The organism is Kitasatospora sp. NPDC089797, from assembly GCF_040684795.1.
Taxonomy (GTDB): domain Bacteria; phylum Actinomycetota; class Actinomycetes; order Streptomycetales; family Streptomycetaceae; genus Kitasatospora.
The window spans coordinates 25,165-47,935 of record NZ_JBFBGS010000001.1; the positions used below are offsets into that span (position 1 = coordinate 25,165).

General features: G+C 71.4%; 19 protein-coding genes, 1 tRNA gene and 2 pseudogenes. 7 read left to right on the plus strand and 15 right to left on the minus strand.

Features of this window, described 5'->3' with window-relative positions; translation table 11 throughout:
- Positions 1-631: 631 nt before the first annotated feature.
- The 3 genes from AB0O91_RS00125 to AB0O91_RS00135 all read right to left on the minus strand — a co-directional run bounded on the left by AB0O91_RS00125 (position 632) and on the right by AB0O91_RS00135 (position 3,555).
- Positions 632-1,675 (minus strand): methyltransferase domain-containing protein, encoded by a 1,044-nt coding sequence (locus AB0O91_RS00125; RefSeq protein WP_363426617.1) that lies wholly within the window; start codon positions 1,673-1,675, stop codon positions 632-634.
- A gap of 331 nt (positions 1,676-2,006) precedes the next feature.
- Positions 2,007-2,216 carry a hypothetical protein gene (locus AB0O91_RS00130; RefSeq protein WP_363426619.1) on the minus strand — a complete coding sequence of 70 codons (210 nt, stop codon included), beginning with the start codon at positions 2,214-2,216 and terminating at the stop codon, positions 2,007-2,009.
- 514 nt (positions 2,217-2,730) lie between these two features.
- Positions 2,731-3,555 carry an SAM-dependent methyltransferase gene (locus AB0O91_RS00135; RefSeq protein ID WP_363426620.1) on the minus strand — a complete coding sequence of 275 codons (825 nt, stop codon included), beginning with the start codon at positions 3,553-3,555 and terminating at the stop codon, positions 2,731-2,733.
- Positions 3,556-3,985: 430 nt separating this feature from the next.
- On the opposite strand from AB0O91_RS00135, the gene AB0O91_RS00140 reads away from it, so the two are divergent.
- The 5 genes and pseudogenes from AB0O91_RS00140 to AB0O91_RS00160 all read left to right on the plus strand — a co-directional run.
- Positions 3,986-4,555 carry a sigma-70 family RNA polymerase sigma factor gene (locus AB0O91_RS00140; RefSeq protein WP_363426622.1) on the plus strand — a complete coding sequence of 190 codons (570 nt, stop codon included), beginning with the start codon at positions 3,986-3,988 and terminating at the stop codon, positions 4,553-4,555.
- Complete coding sequence (locus tag AB0O91_RS00145; protein WP_363426624.1) at positions 4,552-5,241, plus strand: hypothetical protein; 690 nt, start codon at positions 4,552-4,554, stop codon at positions 5,239-5,241. Before AB0O91_RS00140 ends, AB0O91_RS00145 begins: the two co-directional genes overlap by 4 nt.
- A gap of 298 nt (positions 5,242-5,539) precedes the next feature.
- Positions 5,540-6,151: an SMI1/KNR4 family protein gene (locus AB0O91_RS00150; protein ID WP_363426625.1), complete on the plus strand. Its 612-nt coding sequence runs from the start codon at positions 5,540-5,542 to the stop codon at positions 6,149-6,151.
- A gap of 195 nt (positions 6,152-6,346) precedes the next feature.
- Positions 6,347-6,871, plus strand: coding sequence for a DUF1877 family protein (locus AB0O91_RS00155; RefSeq protein WP_363426627.1), 525 nt, complete (start codon positions 6,347-6,349; stop codon positions 6,869-6,871).
- 175 nt (positions 6,872-7,046) lie between these two features.
- A pseudogene (locus AB0O91_RS00160) lies at positions 7,047-7,160 on the plus strand (transposase); the annotation flags it as partial.
- A 244-nt stretch (positions 7,161-7,404) separates the two neighbouring features.
- Here the strand turns inward: AB0O91_RS00160 and AB0O91_RS00165 are convergent.
- The 10 genes and pseudogenes from AB0O91_RS00165 to AB0O91_RS00210 form a co-directional block, all read right to left on the minus strand.
- Positions 7,405-7,517 (minus strand) — tRNA-OTHER (locus AB0O91_RS00165).
- Positions 7,518-7,909: 392 nt separating this feature from the next.
- Positions 7,910-12,571: a hypothetical protein gene (locus AB0O91_RS00170; protein ID WP_363426628.1), complete on the minus strand. Its 4,662-nt coding sequence runs from the start codon at positions 12,569-12,571 to the stop codon at positions 7,910-7,912.
- Positions 12,572-12,577: 6 nt separating this feature from the next.
- Positions 12,578-12,985, minus strand: a complete 408-nt coding sequence (locus AB0O91_RS00175; RefSeq protein WP_363426630.1) for a hypothetical protein — start codon at positions 12,983-12,985, stop codon at positions 12,578-12,580.
- 57 nt (positions 12,986-13,042) lie between these two features.
- Entirely contained in the window at positions 13,043-13,171 is a 129-nt protein-coding gene (locus AB0O91_RS00180) for a hypothetical protein (protein WP_363426632.1), read from the minus strand.
- A 223-nt stretch (positions 13,172-13,394) separates the two neighbouring features.
- Entirely contained in the window at positions 13,395-14,915 is a 1,521-nt protein-coding gene (locus AB0O91_RS00185) for a hypothetical protein (RefSeq protein WP_363426633.1), read from the minus strand.
- A 585-nt stretch (positions 14,916-15,500) separates the two neighbouring features.
- Positions 15,501-16,115 carry an SMI1/KNR4 family protein gene (locus AB0O91_RS00190; protein WP_363426634.1) on the minus strand — a complete coding sequence of 205 codons (615 nt, stop codon included), beginning with the start codon at positions 16,113-16,115 and terminating at the stop codon, positions 15,501-15,503.
- Between the two features lie 192 nt (positions 16,116-16,307).
- Positions 16,308-16,394 (minus strand): annotated as a pseudogene (locus AB0O91_RS00195) (IS5/IS1182 family transposase); the annotation flags it as partial.
- An 80-nt stretch (positions 16,395-16,474) separates the two neighbouring features.
- Positions 16,475-16,939, minus strand: a complete 465-nt coding sequence (locus AB0O91_RS00200) for a hypothetical protein (RefSeq protein ID WP_363426636.1) — start codon at positions 16,937-16,939, stop codon at positions 16,475-16,477.
- A 184-nt stretch (positions 16,940-17,123) separates the two neighbouring features.
- A complete protein-coding gene (locus AB0O91_RS00205; protein ID WP_363426637.1) occupies positions 17,124-17,588 on the minus strand; it encodes a hypothetical protein in 465 nt (154 codons plus the stop codon).
- Positions 17,588-17,788, minus strand: coding sequence for a hypothetical protein (locus tag AB0O91_RS00210; protein ID WP_363426639.1), 201 nt, complete (start codon positions 17,786-17,788; stop codon positions 17,588-17,590). The genes AB0O91_RS00205 and AB0O91_RS00210 overlap by 1 nt, the downstream gene beginning before the upstream one ends.
- A gap of 1,154 nt (positions 17,789-18,942) precedes the next feature.
- Between AB0O91_RS00210 and AB0O91_RS00215 the strand changes: the two genes are divergently transcribed.
- Together AB0O91_RS00215 and AB0O91_RS00220 are read left to right on the plus strand one after the other, a co-directional pair.
- Positions 18,943-19,260 carry a hypothetical protein gene (locus AB0O91_RS00215; RefSeq protein WP_363426641.1) on the plus strand — a complete coding sequence of 106 codons (318 nt, stop codon included), beginning with the start codon at positions 18,943-18,945 and terminating at the stop codon, positions 19,258-19,260.
- Positions 19,257-20,036 carry a DUF6283 family protein gene (locus AB0O91_RS00220; protein WP_363426643.1) on the plus strand — a complete coding sequence of 260 codons (780 nt, stop codon included), beginning with the start codon at positions 19,257-19,259 and terminating at the stop codon, positions 20,034-20,036. Before AB0O91_RS00215 ends, AB0O91_RS00220 begins: the two co-directional genes overlap by 4 nt.
- Positions 20,037-20,376: 340 nt before the next feature.
- On the opposite strand, the gene AB0O91_RS00225 is transcribed toward AB0O91_RS00220, so the two are convergent.
- Together AB0O91_RS00225 and AB0O91_RS00230 are read right to left on the minus strand one after the other, a co-directional pair.
- The gene (locus AB0O91_RS00225; protein ID WP_363426645.1) at positions 20,377-20,799 is read right to left on the minus strand and encodes a hypothetical protein; all 423 of its coding nucleotides are present in this window, start codon (positions 20,797-20,799) and stop codon (positions 20,377-20,379) included.
- A 154-nt stretch (positions 20,800-20,953) separates the two neighbouring features.
- A complete protein-coding gene (locus tag AB0O91_RS00230; RefSeq protein WP_363426647.1) occupies positions 20,954-22,483 on the minus strand; it encodes a hypothetical protein in 1,530 nt (509 codons plus the stop codon).
- Positions 22,484-22,771 lie beyond the last annotated feature (288 nt).

Genomic DNA, 22,771 nt, shown 5'->3' on the forward strand with positions numbered 1-22,771 from the left:
CGCCCTCCCTCGGGACCGTACCGGTCTACGCCCTCCGGTGAGCGGTGTTTGCTGCTAGAGGCGGGACCAAATGGCGCCCCGGAGAGCCGGTGAGCGAGGGACTGCGTCCCTGTCCGGTCCGCTTGATCGTGGGGTCAGGAGGGCACAGAACGACGCCGGAACGACACCAGCGAGGGGTGCAGCTCGACGAGGACCTCGCCGACTACATCAGCCACGAGTTCGACGCGGGGCACGAGTATCACGAGACCTGGAACCCGGGGGCCACTGTCGCCTTCCGGCAGGACCTCGTGCAGTAGCCCATACAGATCCCAGACGCGACCTGACGGCCGGTCAGAGCACCGCGCGTGGTCTGCGGGGGCGTACTTCTTCCATTCCTCCCGCGTGAGCGGCAACGGCCTCGGTTCTCGGTGTGGACGGCGTGGTAGCCGAGCATCCCGGCGACAACCAAGGGCAGGGCGTGAAGGACGAGCTGTTGCGGGGTCGCGGTCCGTCCGGAGAGCTGGGATGCCCGCGACGACGAGCCGCCTGCCCAGGCGCGCGGGGTCCGTCGGCTGCCCGCCTCGACGTCCCGGGGACGCGGACGGCCCGCGCAGGGGCGCTGTGCGGGCCGTCGTGTACTCGCTGCCGGTGGTCAGTTCACCGGCTGCCCGGGGTCGTCCAGCCACGCCACATGGTGGCCGTCCGGGGTTACCGTGAGCCCGAACCGCTCGATCCCGGGCCGGCCGGCCGCCTCCCACCACCGGTAGGCGCCAGCCAGCTCGGACCACAGGTCACGCGGCCCGGACTCAACCACCGCGTGAGGGGCGTCCCAGTCCGCGTAACGGCAGTGCGCGTAGCTCGTGCCGTCCCAGACCTCGGAGCGGCCAGTGCCCCACGGGGCGTGCTCCGCCCACACCTCCATGGACGTCACCCCCGGCAGACGCAGGCCGATGGCGAACGCTGCGGCGTGGGTCTGCTGGACGGCGGCGGGATCGACGGTGGACGCCGAGTACCGCACGTCGTCCACATCGAACGACTTGGACTCCGGTCGCTGCGAGCGGACCCACATGAACGCGACATCGTCCACGAAGGTGCCGGACGCCGAGCCGTCGTCACCGACCACCAGGCGCAGAAGCGCGCCGTTGCAGTAGAGCGTGCCGAACGGCACCAGGATGATGCCGCCCGGTCGGGTCTGCTCGATCCACGCCCGGGGCACGCGCTGGACGGCCGCGGTGGCGTGGACGCGGTCGTACGGCGCGCCGCCAGGGTGGCCGGCGTAGCCGTCCCCGACGACCGCGCGGGGGTGCAGGCCAGCCCGTTGCAGCCGCGCGTACGCCTGCGCGGCAACGGTGGGGTCGACCTCGATGGTGGTCACGTTGGCGTCGCCCATGGCGTGGGCGAGCAGCCCCGCCGTCCAGCCGGTTCCGGTGCCTACGTCCAGCACCCGCATGCCGTGCTGCGCCCCGAGGTGGTTGAGCATGAGCCGCACCACCTTGGGCTGTGAGCTGGAGCTGGTGGGGGTGCCGTTGCCGTCGGTGCCGTCGTCCAGTTGCGTCGTGAGCGCGATGTCCGATGCCACCAGCTCTGCCCACCGCTGCGGGTGTTCGTTGCGGTCGGTCCACTCGCCGTCGTGGAACAGGCGGTCGGGCGCGAAGGCTTCGCGCGGTACCGCCTTGAGCGTGTTGTCCCAGTCCACGCGGATCACTTGCTCGGGGCGGGCGGGACGGGCTTGGTCCACTGGCCGTCGTTGGTCTTCGGCGAGCCGTTCTTGTCGCCGGACGATCCGCTCTTGCCGTCTCCGTGCTTGCCCATGGCGGTCTCCTAATTGGTCGCGGTGGTGGTGGTCGTGATGCCGGTGCCGGTGCCGGGGGCCATCGGGCCGGGAGTGGTGGGCTTCTGGGGGGTGGTCACGATGGTGCTCCTCTCGGTGTGCGCGTGTGGTGCGTTGCGTGGTGTGGGTGCCGGCCGGCGGTGGGGGAACGGGTGCGGCCGGCGCCCGGGCCGCTCGGCTCAACCGGGCGGAGTCTCTACGGGGCGTCGTCGCCGACGGGGGCGTCCTCGGTCAGGCTGATGAGCGGGGCCGTCCATTCCTTGCCGCCGCCGGCCGGGCGCATCCACGCGTGCGGGCCGGAGATGAGATGGACGATCTCCCGTACCTCGCCGGTGCGCTTCGTCCGGCGGTCGTACGCGGTGGCCCCGAGCGCCCATTCCCGGCTCGGGGTGGTGGTGTAGTGCATCAGGGCGGCCGCCGAGCGTGGCGCCGGCTGCGGGCGTCGGTGAGCTGACGCAGGACCAGGGGGCGACGCTCGGCGCGGGTGGCGTTCTCCATGAAGGCCTGACGGCCGGTTCCGTCGGGCTCCCAGGCGCCCCAGTGGTGGTGCCGCGGCCGTGCGGGCGGGCGAGTGGGCCGAGGGCACGCTGTGCGAGCTGAGCGGGCATCGGTGGCTCCTGCGTCGGCGTCCGGGGATGCCCGCCGCGCCCGACGGGGCGAGCACGGCTGGCAGGATGTCACCTGCTTCCCCAGGCGGACCCGCGGAGTCGCCGGTCCGTCACGTCAGGTGACCGAGTACGACGGTAGGAGCAGCGCACACCCGGATCCAGCGTCTTGCGGAATCTTGCAGGGATTCATCCAAGAGCGGCCAACGCGTGGTGAGGCTCTGCCTGCTTCGCGGATCGGGAGCGTCGGTTCGGGGACTTCGGGCTGCGCGATCGCATTCGCCGGCACCGAGGAGGCTCCATTGGCAGCAGTAGTCACCGCTTCACCGCGACAGCAGCGTAGGCACTTGCCTGGGCGTCGGTGGTCCATGGCTCGCCGCTGTCCGGCCGCCACCTGTGGGTGGAGCAGACACCGGGGACAAGGAGGTCCCAGCCGTCGAAGAACCGTTCGACCTGCCTGCGGGTGCGCATGCGGACCGTGGTGCCCGCGGCTGCGTAGACCTGGGTGATCCGCTCGGCCTCGGCAGGTCCGAAGTCGGGGGTGCCGTGGCTGATCACCAGGGCGCTTCCTGGGGCGAGCGCGGCCTTGAGCTGTTCCACGATCTGGTAGGCGTCCTGGTCGTCCGGAACGAAGTGGAGCAGGGCGTTGAGACTCAGGGCGACGGGCGCGGTGACGTCGATGGTCCGCGCCAGCTCCTTCGAGGCAAGGATCGCGGCCGGATCAGTGACATCGGCCTGAAGGTATGCGGTCAGCCCCTCGGGGCTGCTCAGTAACAGGGCGCGTGCGTGGGCGAGGACGATCGGGTCGTTGTCGGTGTAGAGCACCCTGGCGCCCGGGTTGACGGCCTGTGCGACCTCGTGGAGGTTGGGCGAGGTGGGGATGCCGGTGCCGATGTCGAGGAACTGCGCGATGCCGGCCTGGGCGAGGGCACGGGTGGAGCGGTGCATGAAGGCCCGGTTGGCCCGCGCGGCGACCCGGGCGGCGGGGAACACCGCGATCGCCTGGCCGGCGGCCTCCCGGTCGGCGGCGAAGTTCGTCGTTCCACCAAGGTAGTAGTCGTACATGCGGGCGGAGTGGGCCCGGTGCAGTTGGAGGTCGATCTCCTCGCCCTCGTCGCCGTCGTCCTCGTCGTCGTGCATGCCCACGGTGCCCCTCGGCCGTCTCGTCCCGCCCCGCGGTCCACGCCGCGCCACGCGGAGCACGCCACGGCGCGCCACCGGCGGCTGCTCCTGCGGTTCCTGCCCCGGGCCGTAGCATGTCAACCCCGGCGCAGCCCGGACCGGCGAACGCAGCTGCCCTGGAAGCCCGCCGACCGCAACGACCAACCTAAGACGCAGCAGCCCGGCAATCGGTCAGCTTGTGCCGTAGTCATACTATTACGTTCTGTCATTCCCCTTTCGTCTCCCTTGCACCCAGAGGCCCCTCCTACGCTTGCATGTGCCTCAGGGGGACACGAGTTCCCCGAGACACACCAGCACCGGCAGCACGCCGGTACGGGGAGGGGACACCGCCATGCCGATCAACCGGGACGAGCCGCCCAGCGCCGGCGGCCGTAGGGGAGGCCGGACCATGACCGACACCAGCGGAACCACACCGGGCGGCGCACGCCTGACACTCACCTTCGAGGCGTTCTGCGCCACACACGAACGCGCCTGGACCGGCTTCGTCCGCACCCAGGTCGGCCACCACGACGGCGGCCCCGAACTGGTGGTCGCGGCAACCAAGCAGCACCTGAGCCGCAACTGGGCCCTCGCCCTACGGCAGGAGATCCCGGCCGCCTACGCCTGGAGGCTCCTCAAGGAACACCTCGCAGCCTGGCGCGCCGCACAGAGCGAACCCGTCGCCGTGCAGACCGCGGCGCTCGATGCCGTCATCGACCACTTCCGCCGCCAGGCCCGCATCAGCCTGGAAACCCTTCCCGAGCGCATCGGCCTGATGACCGCGATCCTCGAACTACCCGAGCGCCAGCACGACAGCGTGGTACTCCGGTACTGCCTCGACCTGGACGAGCAGGAGGTCGCCGACTTCCTCGGCACCCCTCTGTCGACCCTGCGATCCAACCTCCGCCACGCCCGCCGCCGCCTCGCCAACGCCATCGGACAGCCCGAACTCGCCGAACGCCCGAAGGAGGAGAAGTGAGCCGACCCGCCGCCGACCAACACCCCAGCCTCCTCCTCTGGCACACCCACCCACACCGAGACCCGCGCCCCGACACGGACCCCGCCGAAGCCAGGGTCTTCACGTGCACCAGCACCGCGCCGCCCGCCGCAGCCGCCCACATCACGGCGGCGCCGGCCCCCTTCCCCTCCGACCACGAGCAGGCCTTCCACGAACTCGACCTGGCCGTCGCCCTCGTCCTCAACACACCCCAGGCCGGACGGTCCCTCTGCCGGCTCGTCAACTCCGACCAGATCCACCCCGAAGGCGCGCTCGTCTTCGGCAGCCTGCTGTACGTCACCAACCGCACGGACGCCGCCCAGTTCTGGTGGCAGTTCGCCGCCGGCTCCGGAAGCGCCACCGCCGCGTACCTGCTGCACCTGCACCACCTCACCCTCGGCGAGACCCGCGACGCAGCCCACTGGCGTGGCCAGGCCGAGAGCGCCCCGGCCAAACCACGCAACCCCCGCGCCTCCCAAGCCCTGACCCCGCTACTGCCCGAGAACGTCCGGCGCGACATCCTCGCCCGCTGCCACGAGGGCCTCCACCCACGACTGCCCGCAGACCTTGAGAGTGTCATCAACCGGCTGACAATCTTGAGTGACGACGAGGACTTCGGCGAGGTACCACAGCCCTCTCCGACCCTTGCCGGACGCCTCACGCGCTGACGCCACCGGCACTGTGGCCGTGTAGGTCACGGGCGGTACCACGTATCGCCCGGCGACGGGCCCCAGGCCCTGCTCTCACGGCTGCGGCATGTCCCCGAGTACCAACAGCGGCCCTGTGGGGGCGCCGCACCCCTGAAAGCCCCACATGCCATCCGAGGGCACGTCAAGCAGTGGGTGAGTGCGTACAGCGCATTCGTGCAGACCGCGCTGTCGCCCCCACCGGCTACCCTCTCGAGGCCACGGCCTTCGCGGTGGCGCCGGTGCGGCGTCTGACGCCCTGAACCAGATGAGGAGAGCCGTGCGCGACTATCTCGCTGACGTCCTCGCCATGCTCGGCCCCGGCGGCGCGCGGTTCGCCAGCCCGCAGGCGTGGGCCGACTTGGAGGCCGAGCTCGACACCCGCCTCCCCGAGGACTACAAGGCGGTGATCGACGCCTACGCCCCGATACAGATCAACGGACACCTCTCCCTCAAGCACCCGGCCACCGAGCGCTGGAACCTCGGCAAGTACATCCGCCAAACCTCCCACACCTGGGCCGAACTCGACTGGGACCGCGAGGACTGGCTGGAACCAGAGGAGAACGCCCGCATAGTCCTCGGCCTGGACAAGGTGACATTCGGTACCAAGGACGGCCTGATCCCGCTCGCCAGTACCGATCGGGGTGAGTACATCTTCTCGGCCCCGCTGCCAGGCGGCACGGGAGTACGGATCTGCACGGTCGAGCACGACGGCTCCTGGTACGAGTACCGGATGAGCTTCACCGAGTGGCTCTACCGCTACCTGATCGGCGAGGACATGGTTGGCCCGAACAGCTCCGCCTTCTACCCCGGCCCGGTGCTCCTGGAGCCGCTTCCCATGTCACCCGACGACCGCCCCACACCGACATACGGCCCGTACCGCGGCATGTGACAGACGCGAGCACGCCGACGGGCAGCGGATACCGGCACATGTCCTCGTACTGATTTAGGCGCTCAGACCGGTACAGGGGAATGTGCCCTGTTCCGGGTCGGAACAGTCTGCCCGGCTTGTCGGAGGGGCCACGTAGCCTGCTGCGCACTCGGCATTGAGGCTGCCGGGGTCGGTGGCATTGGGGTGGGTGTCGCGATGAGTGTGGACTTCTTCTGGCGGCGTGTGGCTAGCGGGTTGTTGGATGACCTGTCGCCGAAGGAGCTGGGCGCGTTGGTGCCGCATTGGTTTGATGCGGAGTTCAGGCCTCTCCGGGAGGCTGGCATGGTCATGGGCGTCGAGCGCAACGGCTGCCTGATGCACTTCGTCTTGACCTCGAGCGGGGCTGCCTCGGATGGTGCGGCCGAGCTGCCTGTGCTTGGGGGCGAACAACGGGTAGAGGGTGAGGAAGACCCCGACTGCGGGTGGGTCGGGACGGAGCTGTGGGTACTTCGGCCCGACGGCGTGCGGGAGGCCTCGGCATTCTTGAGCCATGTTGTGGTCGATGACCTGGTGACCCGCTTGGACGCCGCGTTGGCGCGAGAGGTTGTCTCCCTGGGCTTCTCCTGGCCGTGGAGTTCCCTGCGGGCCGAGGAGCTGACGGCGGATCTGCGCGAGCTGAGGAGCTTCTTCGCCTCTGCTGCGGCTGCGGGCGACGCGATGGTCAAGTTCGAGTCGGCGTGACCAGCGGCGCCCATTCCTGCGGACGGCGGTGTGCTGTGCCGTCAGGCTTTGTTGGTAGCGCATCGTCGCATCGATCAGCGGCGCGACCTCGTTCACCAGCCGCGTGCGGGCCTGCCCGTTCGGAGCCCGGCGCACCGGCGCGATCGGAGCCTGCGCGGCCAGGTATTTGCGGACCGCCCGTCTCCTGGCGGAGATCGGCGACGACCGCACCCGCTTCGCTGACGCCTCCGGCCTCAAGGCCTACGCTGGGTCGGCACCGATCACCCGGGCCTCCGGCACGAAGAGCTACCGCGATCACACGCGGGTCGGGCCCATGAGGGCCTGAACACTGCGAGGTGTCCTCAACACACCGGCAGCTGGATGCAGATCTCGACTTCATCGCCGCGGCGCGGGAGGACATGCCACGCCTGATCGCCGAGGTGCGGAGGATACTCGTGACTCACGGCGACTGAGGCAGTCCCCCCAGGCTCTGGAGCACGGCGCGGCCAGCGAGTTGCCATCCCAGGCAGGACGGCGTGCGTGGCGGAACATTGTGGATGAATGCGGTGGGATTCGAACCCCCGACCTCCGACCGGCGTCAGCTGATAGCCCAGCGCTGCTGGTCTCAGCCTGCCTAACGGTGCTCTGTCCTCTGAGCTAGCACTCGCGTACGAGTGTCCCACCCGGGCAGTCCTCCAGTCCACTGCTTTGAGAAGCCGGCGGACCACCACCGCCACGGAGCAGACGAGATGACATCGCGCTGAGCTCTGTGGTGGTGTCACGGCCGCCACGGGACCCTGAGAGCGGGCGCCGGCCCCTACCGCAGTGTCACGCTGCTTGTCATGGTGACGTCTAGCCGGTGCGACGAGGCTGGCCCTCCCGGGCCACGGGTGTGTCGTGGAGCTGGGTCAACGCCAGGCTGCGGCGTCGAAGCGGTCGGTCGTTCGGATCGAGGGTCTGGACAGCGTGCTGTGAGGGGGCTTTGCGAGGTCCGCAGGACCCCTGGTCAGGCCCGGCCTGCCCCGGACCTCTCAGGTAGAGGCAGTCCACCGCCCGCCGTCACCTGCACGGCGGGCGGTACGGCGTGCCGGGGAAGTAGCGGTGCCACTGGTCGGCGGTGATGGTGGCGCCGACCATGTCGCAGAGGCGGGCGGTGACCCGGTCGATGTCGGGGTCGATGAGGTAGGCCCTGCCCTTCTCACCGTTGTAGACGTCATCGGCCTTCTTGTTGATGAGGAGGGTTTGCCCGTCGGGGCTGAACTCAGCGGCTTCGAGGACACCAGGGAGGGCCAGCGCGCCCATTTCGGTGGCGGCGTTCGGATCCTCCACCCGCCACAGATGGAACTGGCCGGCAAGAGGATCGGTGCGCCGGAGCGCCTTGGTAAAGCTGACGAGTAGACGGCCGTCGGGGCTGAACCCGACCGCGCCCGGCCGTTCGGCGGTGAGTGCGTCGGTCTTCGTGGGGTGGTGGATGTCGGAGACATCCCACAGGTCGATGGTCTTGTCGGTCGTCACCGCCAGGGTCCGTCCGTCGGGCCTGAGCACCAGGCCGTTCACGATGCCGTCGGGGAGTTCGGCGTGGTCGGGATGGCCGGGGTCGGCGAGGTTCCACAGCTGGATGGACTTCGGGTTCTGGGACGTGCCGCCGGTGGCGACGGCGAGCAGGTCCGATGTTCCGCTCTCGAACGCGATGCTGTCGCGAATCGGGAGTGAGGGCGAGGCGACGGGCCGACGGGGATCGCTGAGGTCCCAGACCTCGATGGTCCGACGGTCCTGCCGTTGGTCGATGGACACCAGCTTCCGCTTGTCAAGGAGGAGGCGGCCGGGTGGCTGCGGGGATTGCACGGTGGACAGCTGCTTCGCGGCGTTCGGGTCACCGACGTCCCACAGGTAGATCAGCCCGTCACTTCCGTTGAGGGCGAGGAGTCCACTTTCCAGAGCCACGTGGGCGTCCTGATGGCCTTCGCCGCTGTGAGGGACGTACTCGGCGATCCTGTTGAGCGTGCTCCCCCGCACCGGGTGATCGGGGTCGGTGATGTCCCAGAGCTGTGCCGGACCACCCTTGACGTACGAGAGCAGAGTGCGATCGTTGACCAGCAGGACGTTCGGAGCCTCCAGTGTGCCGGCCGGGCGGACGTCGTAGGGCTCGGTGGTCCGCCACAGCCGGTACGTCCGCGCGGAGTCGTCGTTGATGAGGCTGTCGGTGGCCCAGGCCAGGACGTGGCCCTCCGGCGAGTAGTGTCCGTCGCTGCTGGTGTTGGGCAGGGTGGAGTCGATGGGGGGGTACCAGTGCCGGATGTCCGGTTCTGCGCCCGCGCTGAACAGGGACCCGCGGTCGCCGATCTGGACCGAGGTGAGCATCCCGGGGGTGGGGAAGTCGGCCAGGACAGCCGGCTGGTGCGGGTCGGTGATGTCAACGGTCTCGGCATGGCCGAGCTGGTAGCCGTCGTCGTTGGAGGCCCCGAGGGCCAGGATCCGGCCGTCCGGAGAGAACGCGACCGTCCCCACGAGCTGACTGGTCGCGATCTCCACGGGGTTGGTCGAGTACGGCGGATCCGCGCGGTAGTTCGGTGTGGTCACCGGGGCGGGCCTGGCCGGGTCAGTGGTGTCCCACAGCCGCACGCCGCTGTAGGTGGTACCGACCGCGAGCAGCGGCCCGCGCGGGCTGAAGGCCAGTGAGAAGGCGTGGCTGCCCTCGAGCACCGCGGTGCGCACGGGGTTGGCGAGGTCAGCGACGTTCCACAGCTCGGCCGCGAAGCCGCCGTCGGCCGTGTTGACGGCGAAGGCGAGAAGGCGCCCGTCCGAGCTGAACGCGACGCACTGGAGCGTACCGGTACCTGGGGGGATGGCACCCGCCCGGACCGGCTGTCGGGGGTCGGTGAGATTCCACAGCTCGGACCGGTCCTTGGCTATGGCTGCCAGCGCGTGGCCGTTTGGGCTGAAGGCCAGGGAGCCGTGGGTGTTCGCCAGGGTGGCGACGGCAGCGGGGTGGGCGGGGTCGGAGACGTCCCACAGTTGAACGGAGTCACCGGTGTTCACGGTGGCCAGGAGTCGGCCGTCGCTGCTCAGAGCGAGCCCGGCGGCGTGGGTGTCGATCAGACCCACGGACCGGGGTCGGCGGGAATCCGAGAGGTCCCAGAGCCTGACAGTGCCATCGCGGCCACCGCTGACCAGTAGGTGCCGTTCGGCGTTGAAGGCGAGCTTCCGGACGGTATCGGTGTGTCCCTTGATCGGCGTGTAGTACGGGGAGAGTGCGGAGTTGTAGATACTGCTGCGAGCCTCCGGGGTGTCGGCGATGTGGCGCGCGGAGAGGGCGAGTTGGAGAGCGAGCGTGGGGTCGGTCGTGCGAAGCCGGTCGGCTGCCTGGGCAGCAACCTTGGAGGCCAAGAGATCACGCTGTTCGCTGGCGACCCGGCTCTGCCAGACAGCCGCACCCACGCCGCTGACGGCGACCAGGAGCAGCATGGCGAGGGTGGTGGCCAGCGCGCGCAGGCGGGTGGTGCGGCGGCGGGCGGCGCGCTGTTCGGCAGTCTGCCGGGCCAGGCTCGCCGTCACGAACTCCCGGGCCACCGGGACGGTTCCGTGCCGCTCGGCGGACTCCTCAATCCACTGGCGGGCGGCGGCGAGCCGGACCCCCCGGTAGAGCGCTCCCTCGTCGCGGCCGTCTTGCTCCCAGGCCTTCGCAGCGTCGTGGAGGCGTTGGCGGACCACCAGGCCGGCGCGATCCTCCCGGATCCAGTCGGCCAGCCGTTTCCAGGCGCGCAGCACGGCCTCGTGGACGAGTTCGGCGTGGCCGTCGTCCACGACGACCAGTCGGGCCCGGACGAGCGCGTCGAGGGCCGCGGGGGCGGCCGGGTCGGTGTCGAGACCCAGGTCGGCCAGCGGGGCGCGGCGGCGGGTGTCCTCGGCACCGTCGACGACGTGCACCAGTTGCAGCAGGATCTGCTGGGCGGCCCGCTGCTCCGCGGGGGCGAGGGCTTGGTAGGTGTCCTCGGCGGTCTGCCGGACGGCGTGCCAAATGCCGCCTGATGCCCGGTAGCCGGTCAGGGTGAGGACCCTGCCGGTGCGTTTTTGCCAGGTGGCCAGCAGGGCGTGCGATAGCAGGGGAAGCGCGGTAACGGTGTCGCGCCGTTCGTCGTTCCTGGTGCGGAGGTCCTGGAGGAGGAGGTCCACAAGGCCCTGTTCCACGCGCAGTCCGGCGAGACGGGCGGGCTTCTCGACGGCGTCGCGCAGTTCCTCCGTGAGCATCGGGCCGACTAGGACCTGGCTTGCCTTCAGCGCGGTGTGCAGGGCCGGGTAGGCCGCACAGTGCCCGTAGAAGTCGGCGCGCAGTCCGAGCAGGACCACAGCCCGCGGGGGGCCTCCCCGCTCGGTGCGGGAGCAGAGGGCGGACAGCGCGCCGATGAACAGCTCCCGCTCCTGCTCGTCCTTGCAGGCGGTGAACAGTTCCTCGAACTGGTCCACCACCAGGAGCAGGCGGGACCCGTTCGTAGGCGGGTCGGCGATCGACTCCGGGCACGTGGTCAGGGCGTGGAGGAATGCTTCACGATGAGTGCCTGGGTCGCCGGGGAGCAGGCCGGCGAGAACGCCGGCGAGCCGGGAGAGCGGGTGCTCGCCCGGGGTGAACGCAGCGCGGGGCCAGCGCCAGGCATCCTCCGCGCCGGGCAGCCCGCGGTCGAGGGCAGGAAGCAGGCCAGCGCGCAGCAGGGACGACTTTCCGGCGCCGGAGGGGCCGACGAGCACGATCGGGCCGTCGAGCGAGAGCTTGGCGGATACCCGGGCAACGAGTTCAGCGGTCAGCCGTTCCCGGCCGAAGAAGAACCGGGCGTCCTCCGGGCCGAACGGTGCCAGGCCCCGGTACGGACAGGTATCCAGCTCGGGAGCGGGGCCGGGATCCTCGTCGGGTCCGGTCTCGGGTGACGGCTCCGGCGGGGCGGTGTAGGCCGGGTTGGCGGTCAGCACCAGGTCGCCGGCCCGGCCTTCGGACCTGCAGTACGGCTCGGGGAAGCCCCGGCCAGGGAGCGTTCGGGCCAGGTGCCGGTGGATGTGGGCCAGCGTCAGCTGAGGTGGGCCGGTCGGGTCACCCTCTCGCAGCAGACGTAGCAGTTCGCCGCTGAAGGCGGTGTAGCGAGAGCCGGTCGGAGCCAGTGCGAGTTCTTCCGGGGCGGCCGAGGCCAGCACGAACCCGCCGCCGGGGTAGGAGGCTTCGAACAGCCCGGCCGTACCGGCCACGGGTGCGGCCCGGCCTGAGTAGCAGCAGTCGAGGACGAGGACGATCGAGCGTGCCCGGGAGGCGGTCAGGGCCTCGCGCAGCGCGGAGTACCGCAGGGCCCTGAAGGCCAGGCCACGGGTCAGGTGGTCGGTGGTGTGGGTCGCCAGGTGGAGTTCGCCGTCCAGTCCGATGAGGCCGTGGCCGACGTAGTACACGAGGAGCACCGACTCGGCCGCTTCGGCGGTGACCGTCAGCGCGTCGCCGAGGACGAGCGGGCCCTCGGGGTCGATCACGGTGCGCACGTGGTCGGGGTCAAGGCCGCAGCGGGTGACGAGCTCCTCGCTGATCGCGCGGACGGTCCCGGCTGCCGCAGGGACGTCGGGCAGGACGGATCCCGGGACGTGGGTGCCGGTTCCGATGATCAGGGCCCGCGCGCCGGGGAGGCTCAGGGGCAGGCTGCTGGGGTCGGCCGGTGTCGCCCGGGGGCCTCCGGTGTCACTGATCGCCACCTGGCGTTACTCGTCGTCGGCCGATGGGGCGGCGGCCGACTCGGGCCGACCGGCGAGCGAGGCTCCGACCTCGCGGGCGAGGGTGGCGAGGCCGTCCGGGTCGAGGCCGTGGACGGCCGTCGCCCGCAACTCGATCGAGCTGCCGTCCGAGCGCGTCACGTGCACGACCGTGTCGCCGCTCCGTCGGCGGATCCACGCGATCAGGGCGCTGGTCAGGCCGGAGGCGACCCCGCCGGCACCGAGGGCGACGGTGAGCACGTCCGCGAGGGTGCCCAGCGAACCGGGGCGCGGAGCTGTCCCGACCGGTTCGACGCGCCCGCGCAGGGTGGGCTCGGCCCGGAGCCAGACCAGCAGGGAGCTGACCGCGGTGGCGTCGGCGCCGTCCACGCGGATGAGCACCTTCTCGTCCAACATTCCCCCAAGTCACTTTGTTCAGACCCATTCTGACCTAGCGTCAGTGAAGTGAAGGGCTCAGGTCAAGTGCCGACGCCGCGAGAACTTCACCCGCGCCGCACAGGGGTTGACCGCGGCCGCCAGCGCGGCGAGGGCGAGGTGCCCGCCGGCGTCGGTCCGCTGCCGCGGGCAGACCCGGTCAGCCACGCACGTCGTTCCCGTGGGTGCTGGTGAAGGCGCGGGCGATGAGTAGGGCGCGGCATTCCCGCCGGTCGGGGACGCGGACCGATCGGAGCGGGGCGTGGAGGCGAAGCCGCCCCCACGGATCATCTGAGAGAAGGGCCTGCGGCGGGCGAGCCGTCAGCTGACGGCTGACGCCCGGCTCCAACCCCGCTCACGGACCCCTGTGTGCCCGAGGCGTGGTGGGCGGCTACTCCTGTCCGTTGCGGCCCGGGCGGCGCGGCAGGTCGCCCGGCGCGTCGATGTCGAAGATGCGGGCCCGGTTGTCGTACAGGGCCAGGCCCGCCCGCAGGTCGACCGTCGTGGAGGTCTTGTCCGAGCCGCCGTTTCGGAGCGGCGCGATCCGCAGGCCGCGGCGGTCACGCCGCTGGGACGCGGCCGCGGGCATCAGCCAGCGCTGCACCCGCGCGGCCACCGCGGGCCGGCTGCTGGTGAGCGGGCACAGCTCGTCGTCGGCGAGGGCCTCCCAGCCACCCGCCTGCTCGGCCGCCGCCGTGACCTGGACCGCGAAGGTGGCGGCGACCTCGGTGTACGCGCCCGTCGTCTCGGTCCAGGCACAGACCAGCCCCACGAGCTCCTCGACGCACTCCTGGTCCCACCGCTGCGGCTGGGCGCACACGTCAGCGCCGAGCCCGGCTACCAGGTCCCGCATCAGGCAGGTCGCGTCCGCGCCCTCGTCGCCCGCGTACAGACTGCCGACCACCGCCCCCCACTCCTGCGCGCCCGCCCGCTGCTCCTGGTCGACCTTGTACAGCGCGACCAGGAGTGAGGCCACCGCCCGACGCCCGGCCGCCACCAGCGTGTCCCGCACCAGCGCGGCCTCGTCGCCGTCCGGTTCCACGACCGGACTGAGCGGCCCGCGGACAGCGGCCAGCGCGTCGTAGTCCATCTCCCCGAGGCCTCGCTCCTTCCCGAAGTCGGCGGCGTAGCCGTCCTCGCCGACGAGCCGCCAGCCCTGGCTGCGGGAGTCGACCAGCCGCTGCGGGAAACCTGCCGCGAAGCCGCCGTAGACGTCGCCGGAGTCCGGAAGCAGCGAGGGGTGGACATCCTCGGCCGTGCGCGCGTGCCACGGCAGGCGCCGCATCAGCAGGTCGGCCTGTGCGGGAGGAACGGGGTACCAGCGGGCCTTGTGGCCGGCCGGTGCCGGTGCGCGGCGCGCCAGCTCGCCGAGGATCGAGGCGTGGGCGTCGGCGATCAGCCGCTGCGGGTCGTCATCGGGGCGGCGCACCACCAGGCAGACCAGCCACGTTGCGTTGACGTACCCGCCCGGGGCGGGCCGGTCGGAGAACGACGGCAGGCTCATCGGCAACGGCCCGTACACGGAGGCGGTGGCCCGGTACCAGCGTCCGTCCCGCACCAGGAACCGGCAGCCCGCCCGCAGGGCCTCGGCAGCCGCCTCCAAGCCGTCCCGGCCCCCGGGCAGCTGCTCCTCGACGGTGGCGTTGAGGAGGAACGGCACGGACACGGCCCGGTGCGCGCGGCCGTAGGGGTCGTCTGCCGGGCTGCTGCCGGGCGGCGGGATGAAGGGGTTGCCGTAGCGGGCCCAGTCCGGGTTGACGTACCGGCCCGGCGTCGGCTCCCACTCCGGCACGGCCGGGGTCCGGCCGCCGGAGGGGAAGCGCAGCTCGGTGTAGCGCTTGTCGGTGGTGTCGGCCTGCTGCTTCGCGCGGGCGCGGCGGGCGCCGTAGCCGAGGTTTCGCTTCGGGGACATGGGTGCACTCGATCCTGGCGGGCCTGCCCACGCACTCCCCGCCCGGTACAAGGGCACGTCAAGAGGAGCACGGGCGTCCAGGGTTGGTTCCTGATGACCCCTTCGTCGTCGGGGCCCGGCGTCCCTGCGTGGGCGGGGAACGGGCAGCGACTCGGCAGTGCGTGTCCAGCCGGTCAGCAGACTACACGGCTGCCGGGTGCCCTGGAGGGATACCGCCTGTACCGCCCCTTGGGGTGCGGTGAACGACCCCGCCCGGCTCCAGGGCCCCGCATCGTCTTCGCCGCCGTGCTCACCACGCGCTTCGCCCACGCCGTCGGCCAGGGCGGCTGGGACCGCCTGGCCCCGGCTCACTCAGCGCGGCCTGGCCGAGCAGCGCTTCGGCCCCGCCCGGGCCCGCCTGCTGTGCGACGTCTACCGGCCCGCGCTGATCGTCCGCACCGCGGCCGCCCTCGCCCTCGGGCCCGCAGGACGTGCAGGTCCGGCACATGGAGCCTGAGTAGTACGTGTTCTGCCGAAACGTGGGGTTCGGCGGCCTGGCGCCGGACGGCGGGCTGGACGAGTCGCTCCGGAACCTGCGAGGCCGCGTCAGAAGCCCTCGGGGAAACGGCTCGGTGTTCCCGTGGCGGGGCTGAGGCCGGCGTTCCAGCGGTCTTGCTGCACCTGCCAGTGCACGAAGCTGGGCGCAGGGTTCATCAGCAGCGGGCGTCCGATGCTGAGCGGCCACCGATCCCAGGCCGACGCGTCCTCACGCAGCAGTCGGCACAGGAATTCGGCCATCCCGAACGGGTACACCGTGAACATCGGCCGTGTGTGACGGCCGATGACCAGCACCGGCCACCGGTCGGGATCATTATCCGCGGTCAACCAGCAGAGAAAGTCCGGTCCGGAGGTCAGACCCCAAGCCAGGATGTGGTTCGGGTTGACATCGAGGACGGCCCGACCGCCCTCGGCCTGCCAAGCGTGACGGGCGTTGCCCGTCACACCTTCCATCGACGCGGCCAGTGCCGTTGCGACCGGTGCCGGCGCCAGGACCTCGACCTCGTCGCTGATCGCACCGCTGCCGTACACCGCCATGAAGGCTCGGAAGTCCTCCGGGAAGCCGATACCCCAGTCCACCCGAGCGGCAGCCCAATCGACCTGCTCATCAGCGCCGTGCTGCCGCGACATGACCTGCGTCAGTTCTTCGATACCGGCGTGCACGGCATCTCCTCTCGTCTCGTCCGCCAACACCGTAGCGAAGACCGAGGACACCGATCCGCTCGAATTGTGTAACGAGCACACGGAGCAGCCTGCTGTCCCGAGACCCAGCGGGTCACGGCTCACCCCTGGAGGCTGAACTCCCTGCAGACGGCGGCGAGGGCCTCTTCTGGGTCAGGCGTGTCCGTACGACCTGCGCCCTGGACGATGAACGGCGGCGGAAGGTGGCAGTAGCGGAGCCACCCGCTCCCACAGGCCGTCCGGAACAAGATCAGTGCGCATCCGGACACCCTGCAGACCAAGATCGTCGAGCGCAAGCCCCACAGTTCAACTCACCCAGAACGATCAGCAAGAGCGTTGGATCAGGTCTCCCGATGGGTGGTTGGCCAGGGGAACTCCTCAAGAACATCCTCAGGAGTCGGCACTGCGTCCGGGTAGTGCCGCCGGATCTCCCGGACTACCGAGGCATCCGCGGTGCAGAGGTCCCAACTCGTGCTGTCGAACTCCCGCAGCACCACCCTCAGCTCATCTCCTGCATACCCTGCGAATTCTCCGTCAACAAACTGAAGGTCCGGCGCCACCAGGGCCAGCAGCTCCAGGGTGCCGATCCCGCCGGAGGAAGCCATCTGGATCTCGGCAAACCTGGCGACCAGTCGAGCATCGTCGATCCGCACCCTCCATGTGAGGCCGAGCCCAAAGCTCCCAAGGCGCACGAGGAGTTCCGCCAGCGTGACGTAGTACCGATTGGACTGGCGGGCCTGCCCAGGAAGACGGTCACGCCAGGCCGCGAACGTGATCGACTGAAATGCGCCAAGGGGCCTTGCCATCGATGCGGGCTCCATTCGCTCGGGAGGATCGGCGTGCTCTCACATCATGATCTTCCTCGACCGCAGCCGCAGGTCATTTCGAAACCGTCAGTAAGTCAAGCTGAGGGCGGTCAACTTCAGGCTGACGAGCGAACGGTAAAGGCCGGGGCAGACTGTGCTGCCCCGACCTTGGTGCCGGTCTCTGCTACTGAACTGGCCCGCCGCCTGCTCCAAGACTCGGCGCTGGGCTCGCGGTCGCAACCGCGGGGGGCGGCGGGGGCGAACTGCTCGCGGCCTGGCGCATGGATTGGAACGCGTCTCCGATACCCAGCGCGACCATACTGATGTCCGACTTCGTGACCGGCCGACCCGGGAACTTCGCGACCAGCACAACGAGCGGCGCGATGAGGGCGACTGCGATCCAGGGCTGGTTGGCTCGGACGAGCAGCACTTGAGCCGAGAGACCTGAGATCATCACGAAGACAGCCGCACTGATCTCGAAGCGCCGCTGAGCTCTAGCCGCAGCATCCTGCTGGCGCTCGTGCTTTCGCTGCTGCTCGGCGTCCCAGCGCTCCAGCAACGCCGCCTTGGCTGGACCGTCAAGATCTTTCTGCTGGAGGACCAGCTGATAGACGTCCCAGACGCCTTGGTCGCGCTGGTGGCGTCTCATCAGTTCCACCGTCCAAGCGAGCCCATGTCCTGCGTGTGCTTCCCAGCTCGCAGGCGGATGGCCAGGTTGGTGACGATGACTCGTTCACGATGCCGGGCTATTGATCGGTGCTCGGCAAGGAGCTTCAGAAACACGCTCAGCAAATGGCTGACGACAGCTCCGCTGCTTGAACCAAGCAGGACAAGCACTGCCGTGTTCATCTCGAACTCACCCCCCACGGGTCGTTGTTGGAACGGTCTGGCCGGTCTGGCCGCACCATTCCCAGTAGAGCACGGCGCCCGGACAACCATCCGTGGTGATCGCGCCTCTGCTCACTCGTTGGGGTGGTGGACTCTGGGCATGCCCAGGGTGACCGTCGTCCTGCGGGTGAGCCGGGCGGCGCCGGCCTGCTTGGTGCGGACGAAGGTCAAGGTCAGGTCGATGCCCTCGATCTCGCCGAGCCGCTGCTCTTCCTCGGCTCGTTTGCGGATGAACGGCCGGCGGGATGGCCGCCCGGCCGAGAGCCCGAACGTCGTACCGAAGTGAGACGCTCGCGGTCAATGCAGACCGTGATTGATCGTCCTGGCAGGCCGATGTTGGGCACGTCCTGCCCGGACTTCCGGCTGTAGCCGAGCAGGGCGCCGGCCAGCCAGCCGGACTACAGCGACGTCACGCCCACCCCCTCGCCGGACATCTGGCTCGCCGCGCAGGTCAGCGAGTTCAACCGCCTCGCGGCCCACGATGGGTTCCCACCAGCAGGAACAGCTGTGGCAGGACCACCTGCGCGAGGAACTCGGCCTCGGAACGGACGGCGACGGCGACCCGTACGGATGGACGGCCCGGATCGAGCACCGCACCGGCGGCCCACTCACCCCCTCCTGGATCTCGCTGCGCACCGGCCTGGAGCAGGGCGGGCAACCGGCCCGCTCGCTCTACACCGCCGTGACCGTACTGAAGGACGACTGGGTGGCGGCCGCGCGCTCGCTGGGCGAGGTCTTGGTCATCTCCACCGCCCGGCCCTGGGGGCCTGACGGTGCGGGCGCCGGAGCGGACGCACTGCTTCGGCGCTTTGAGGACGGCGAGGTCCTCGGCGGGTGGGGTCGCACAGCGGAACCCACCCGCCGAGGCCCTCGACGCGTGGGCCGACGCCCGCGACCGGGCCGAGCAGGCGAGGAGCGGACGCGGTGCGCTGCATCGGAGTCGGGACGCAGAACGGACATGAGGCGATCCCCGGTCGTCCGGCGCTCCCGCGTGGCAAGCTGGGGCCCGGGCGGGGCCCGCGCCACCGATAGATCGGGACGCTCCGGTCGACGCCGGGGAGCGCGGTGGTGAAGCCGTCGGACTGCCCCACCATCGCATTCGGGAGGACGCCACCGTGACCAGCAACCCCGCCGCGCAGGAAGCCGGATGGGCTCCGGCGCGTGTGAGCCCGGACCACCTGCGGGCCCTCACCACGCTGGGGGACCGCTCCGTCTTGATCGCCGACCGCTCCGGGGCCCTGACGGTCGTCACGCCGGACCAGGCGGCCGCTGCCTGTCTTGCCGGTACGGCACGCCTGCTGGCCACCCGGGCCGACCTGCTGGACGCGGGACTGCGGGAGTCCGCGACGGCCGGACGGATGGTCGGCCCCGTCGTCGAGGTGTGCGAGCTCGAAGCGTCGGCCCTGAACACCGTCGAGCGGAGCGCCGCGTGACCGCCCAGCGGCCCGCTGCCACCGCCCCCCGGGACCACGACGGCACCGCTGTGGTGCCGCAGCCCCCGTACGGCGGCGACAGCGAGCGCGACCGGCAGGTCCGTGCCCGGCTCGCCGAACTCACCGAGGGGACGGGGATCTCGGTGGAGGAGATCCTGCGGCAGCTCGCCAAGGCCCGCTCCTGCGAGACCGCCTTCCCGGACCCGGACCCGGAGCTGCTCAGGGACGACGCCGAACGCGGCGTGCGGGTGGTCCGGCAGCGGCCGGGCGACGGGCAGTGGGGCGTCGAGTCCCGGATCAGTCAGGGCCCCGCCACCGCCCAGCCACGGCCGTGCTCCGGCGAGAAGGTGTGCCCGTGGCGGCTGGACGCGCCCACCGGCCAGTTCCCGGCGCGGGTCTTCGAGCACTCCGCGCCCGGTAACCGGACCGCCGGTGCCGAGGGCCCGTTCGGCTGCCACTCCAGCCCGGAGGACCGCACGCTCCTGTGCGCCGGGTGGCTGCTGGCCGGCGCCGACGGCAACCAGCAGATCCTGGCGATGATGGACGACGGCACCCTGGCGCGGCCGGAGCTGCCCGCCGGCGTCGGCCTGTACGCCTCCTACGCCGAGATGGCCGTCGCCAACGGCGTCGACCCCGCCCTCCCCGAACTGCACCCAGTCCCGGACGACTTCATCCCCTTCACCCGGAGTACATTCGGCGCCCGAGACCACAACGGCCCCACCACCGTCCCGGTGACCTCCGAAGACGACCGCGCCGGCGAAGGGAACCCGCCGTGAGGGCGAGCGTGGACCTGAACGACCAGCAAGCAGCCTCGCTCGAGCACACCGCCACCGAGCGGGACACGACACCCCGGCAACCCCTGTGCACCCCGGCCGGGTCGGCCCGAGCCGACAACACCCTGGCGGACGAAGGGCTCGGCGGCCCGGCCCTGAGTCTGGGCACGCCGGCCGGGACTGGGACCGCTGGGGCGTACGCGAGGTCGAGGGCGCGAGGGTCTGACCGCAGGGCGCGCAGGGCCTGGCCGGCCTTCCCGCATCGAGGGCGTGCGGGGCAGTAGGCCGGCCGCCGTCCGTACGAACGACTGCGCCGGGCGCGTCCGGTTGACGCGCCCGCGCCCTACACTCCCGCCGGGCCGCTCTGCCTGGTCCGCTCCGGCGCCCGGTAGGGGCGCCCGCCCGGTGCCCGGGCCAGCAGTCGCTCGCGGGCGCAGCGCATCAGCCCGGCCGCTTCCCGCAGCAGGAGTGCGGCCATGGCGGGTGAGGAGCGGCAGGGGGCGGAGAGCCAGCGGTCGGCGGCCCGGACCGAGACCAGGGCGAGGGAGAGCAGGTCGGCGCTTACGCGCGTCTCCTCCACGGCCTCCAGGTCCCGGATCGTGTGGGTGAGAAGGATCCCGAGGTCCTCCACGTCCGGCCAGGCGCCGTCGGTGAGGTCGTGGCCCCACAGGGTCAGCTGCCCGGCGCACGAGCCGAGGTGCGCCGTGCACCTCGACTCCCAGTACGTCGGGCCGGTCGGTGGGGGCTGGTTCGCGTCACTCGGCATCCGGCCATGATCAGCCCGAGGGGCGGTCCCGCGCGGGGGAAACCGGGAACTCTGTTGACGACCTGTTGCACAACCGGGCCCCGGACCCGCTATGGCGGCGCCCGCGCGCCGCTGACTCACCCGGGGGTGGGGACGGGCCGACGAGGGGCGGCCGTCACCAGCCCGGTTGCGGGTTCGGGCTCTGGTAGTCCTCCCACAGCGGGGTTCGACCGCCGCCCCGGCGGTGGCGTACCCCGCTCAGGCCGACGATCCGGTGCCGGGCGACGGCGATGGCCCGGTGGCCGTTCACCGGCCGCAAGCGCAGGACCGCGCGCCGGGCGTCCCATCCCTGGGGGTGGCCGAACAGGGTGTGCACCGCGGTGGCGCCGGCGGGGCCGGACTCCACGTGCAGGCGCATCACCATCCAGTCGTAGCAGTGCTCCAGCAGGGCCGGCAGCTGCTGCAGGGCAGGCCCGTCGCCGGTGTCGTCCGGGACCCAGGTCCACAGGCCGTCGGTGAAGGCGCTGGTCCACCGCGACCGGGAATCGTCCCGGCGCGTGTCCGACCAGTGGAGCTGCTCCTCGGCGTTGCGGGCGCTGCGTTCGAGGGCCCGGGCGGCGCGGACGACGGCGGACGGTTCGGGGGACGGACCGTCGTCCGCGGCGTGCTCCGGCAGGTAGGGGTAGGCCGTGCGCAGCAGGGTCAGGGCGGCCGGCCCGGACCCTGTGTCGGAGCCGGAGTCGTCCGTGGTGCTCGTGGTGCTGGTGGTGATCCGGCCGTGCTGGCGGCGGGTGTGGTCGACGGCCTGGTCGGCGGCGTAGCGGGGGACGGAGAGCACCACGGCGTACCGGGGCCCGCGCTGGTAGTGGTCGTAGGGGTCGGCGGCCAGGTCGTCGGGGACGGTGGGGCCGGTCTGGGGGAACTGGGAGAGGTAGGCGATCTCCTCGTCGCCGGGGCGGGTCAGCGGCCAGTCCCGCACGAGCAGCAGCACCCGTTCCCGGGAGCCGACCGCACCGGGGGTAAGTGCCTTCTCCAGCCGGCCGCACCAGTCGGTGGCGGTCTGCGTCCACCACAGTTGGAGGAGGGCGTTGGCCCAGGCGGAGGGGGTGGGGAAGTCACCGGCCGGGACGCGGGCAGGGGACGGGAGGGCGGTGACGTCCCGGACCCGGGCGCTCGACCAGGTCTTGCGCGCGGTGGTCAGGGTGACGTCGAGGGCCTGCCCGGCGTCCATGCCCTGGCGGCGGGCCGCGCTCCACGCGGTGCGCACGAGGGACCACAGGGCGGGGTGCTCGCGCAGGTAGCGCTCCGGCGACCTGACGGCGCGGTCCAGGTCGTTGGAGGTGGCGTAGACGTCCGGGTCCTTCTCGACGGTGTCGCAGGCGCGGCTGACCGCGGCGGTGGTGTCGGGCGCGGGCGCCAGGGCCTGGTAGGCGGCCAGCGCGAGGTGGGAGCGCTCGACGCAGGCGGTCCAGGCCCGCAGCGCCGTCCAGGCCTCCTCCCCGACACCGGGGTCGTCCAGCAGCGGCTTCAGCAGGTCCCGGACGGCGTCGTCGTCATGGTGGGCGCCGGCGGCCAGGGCGCGCGCGTACCCGGGCCAGGTCCGGGGCCCGCCAGCTTCGGTGAGCGCCCGGGCCCGGCCGTCGGCCCCCGCGATCACCACGCACGCCTTCCACAGGGCGTGCACCGTCTCCGGAAGCGCGGCCACGGGGGAGCACCTGGCACAGACATCGGGCGGCAGGTCGAGGAACGGCACCTCACTGCCCGCGACGAGGCCCCGGGCGTGCTGGCAGCCGCCACCCCACCGATGCGCTTCGGGAACGACGACATGATGCTTGCCGCCGCCGCGCCGGGCCAGGGGCACCGTGGCGGCCAGAAGCGAGGGAAGCGCCACACCGGCCAGCTCCAGGGCCCGCCGGCCGGGAAGCACGGCCCCGTACCTGCGACTCACCGGCTGCTCCCGTCCGTAGGTGTCGGCGATCAGGGTAGCCAACTT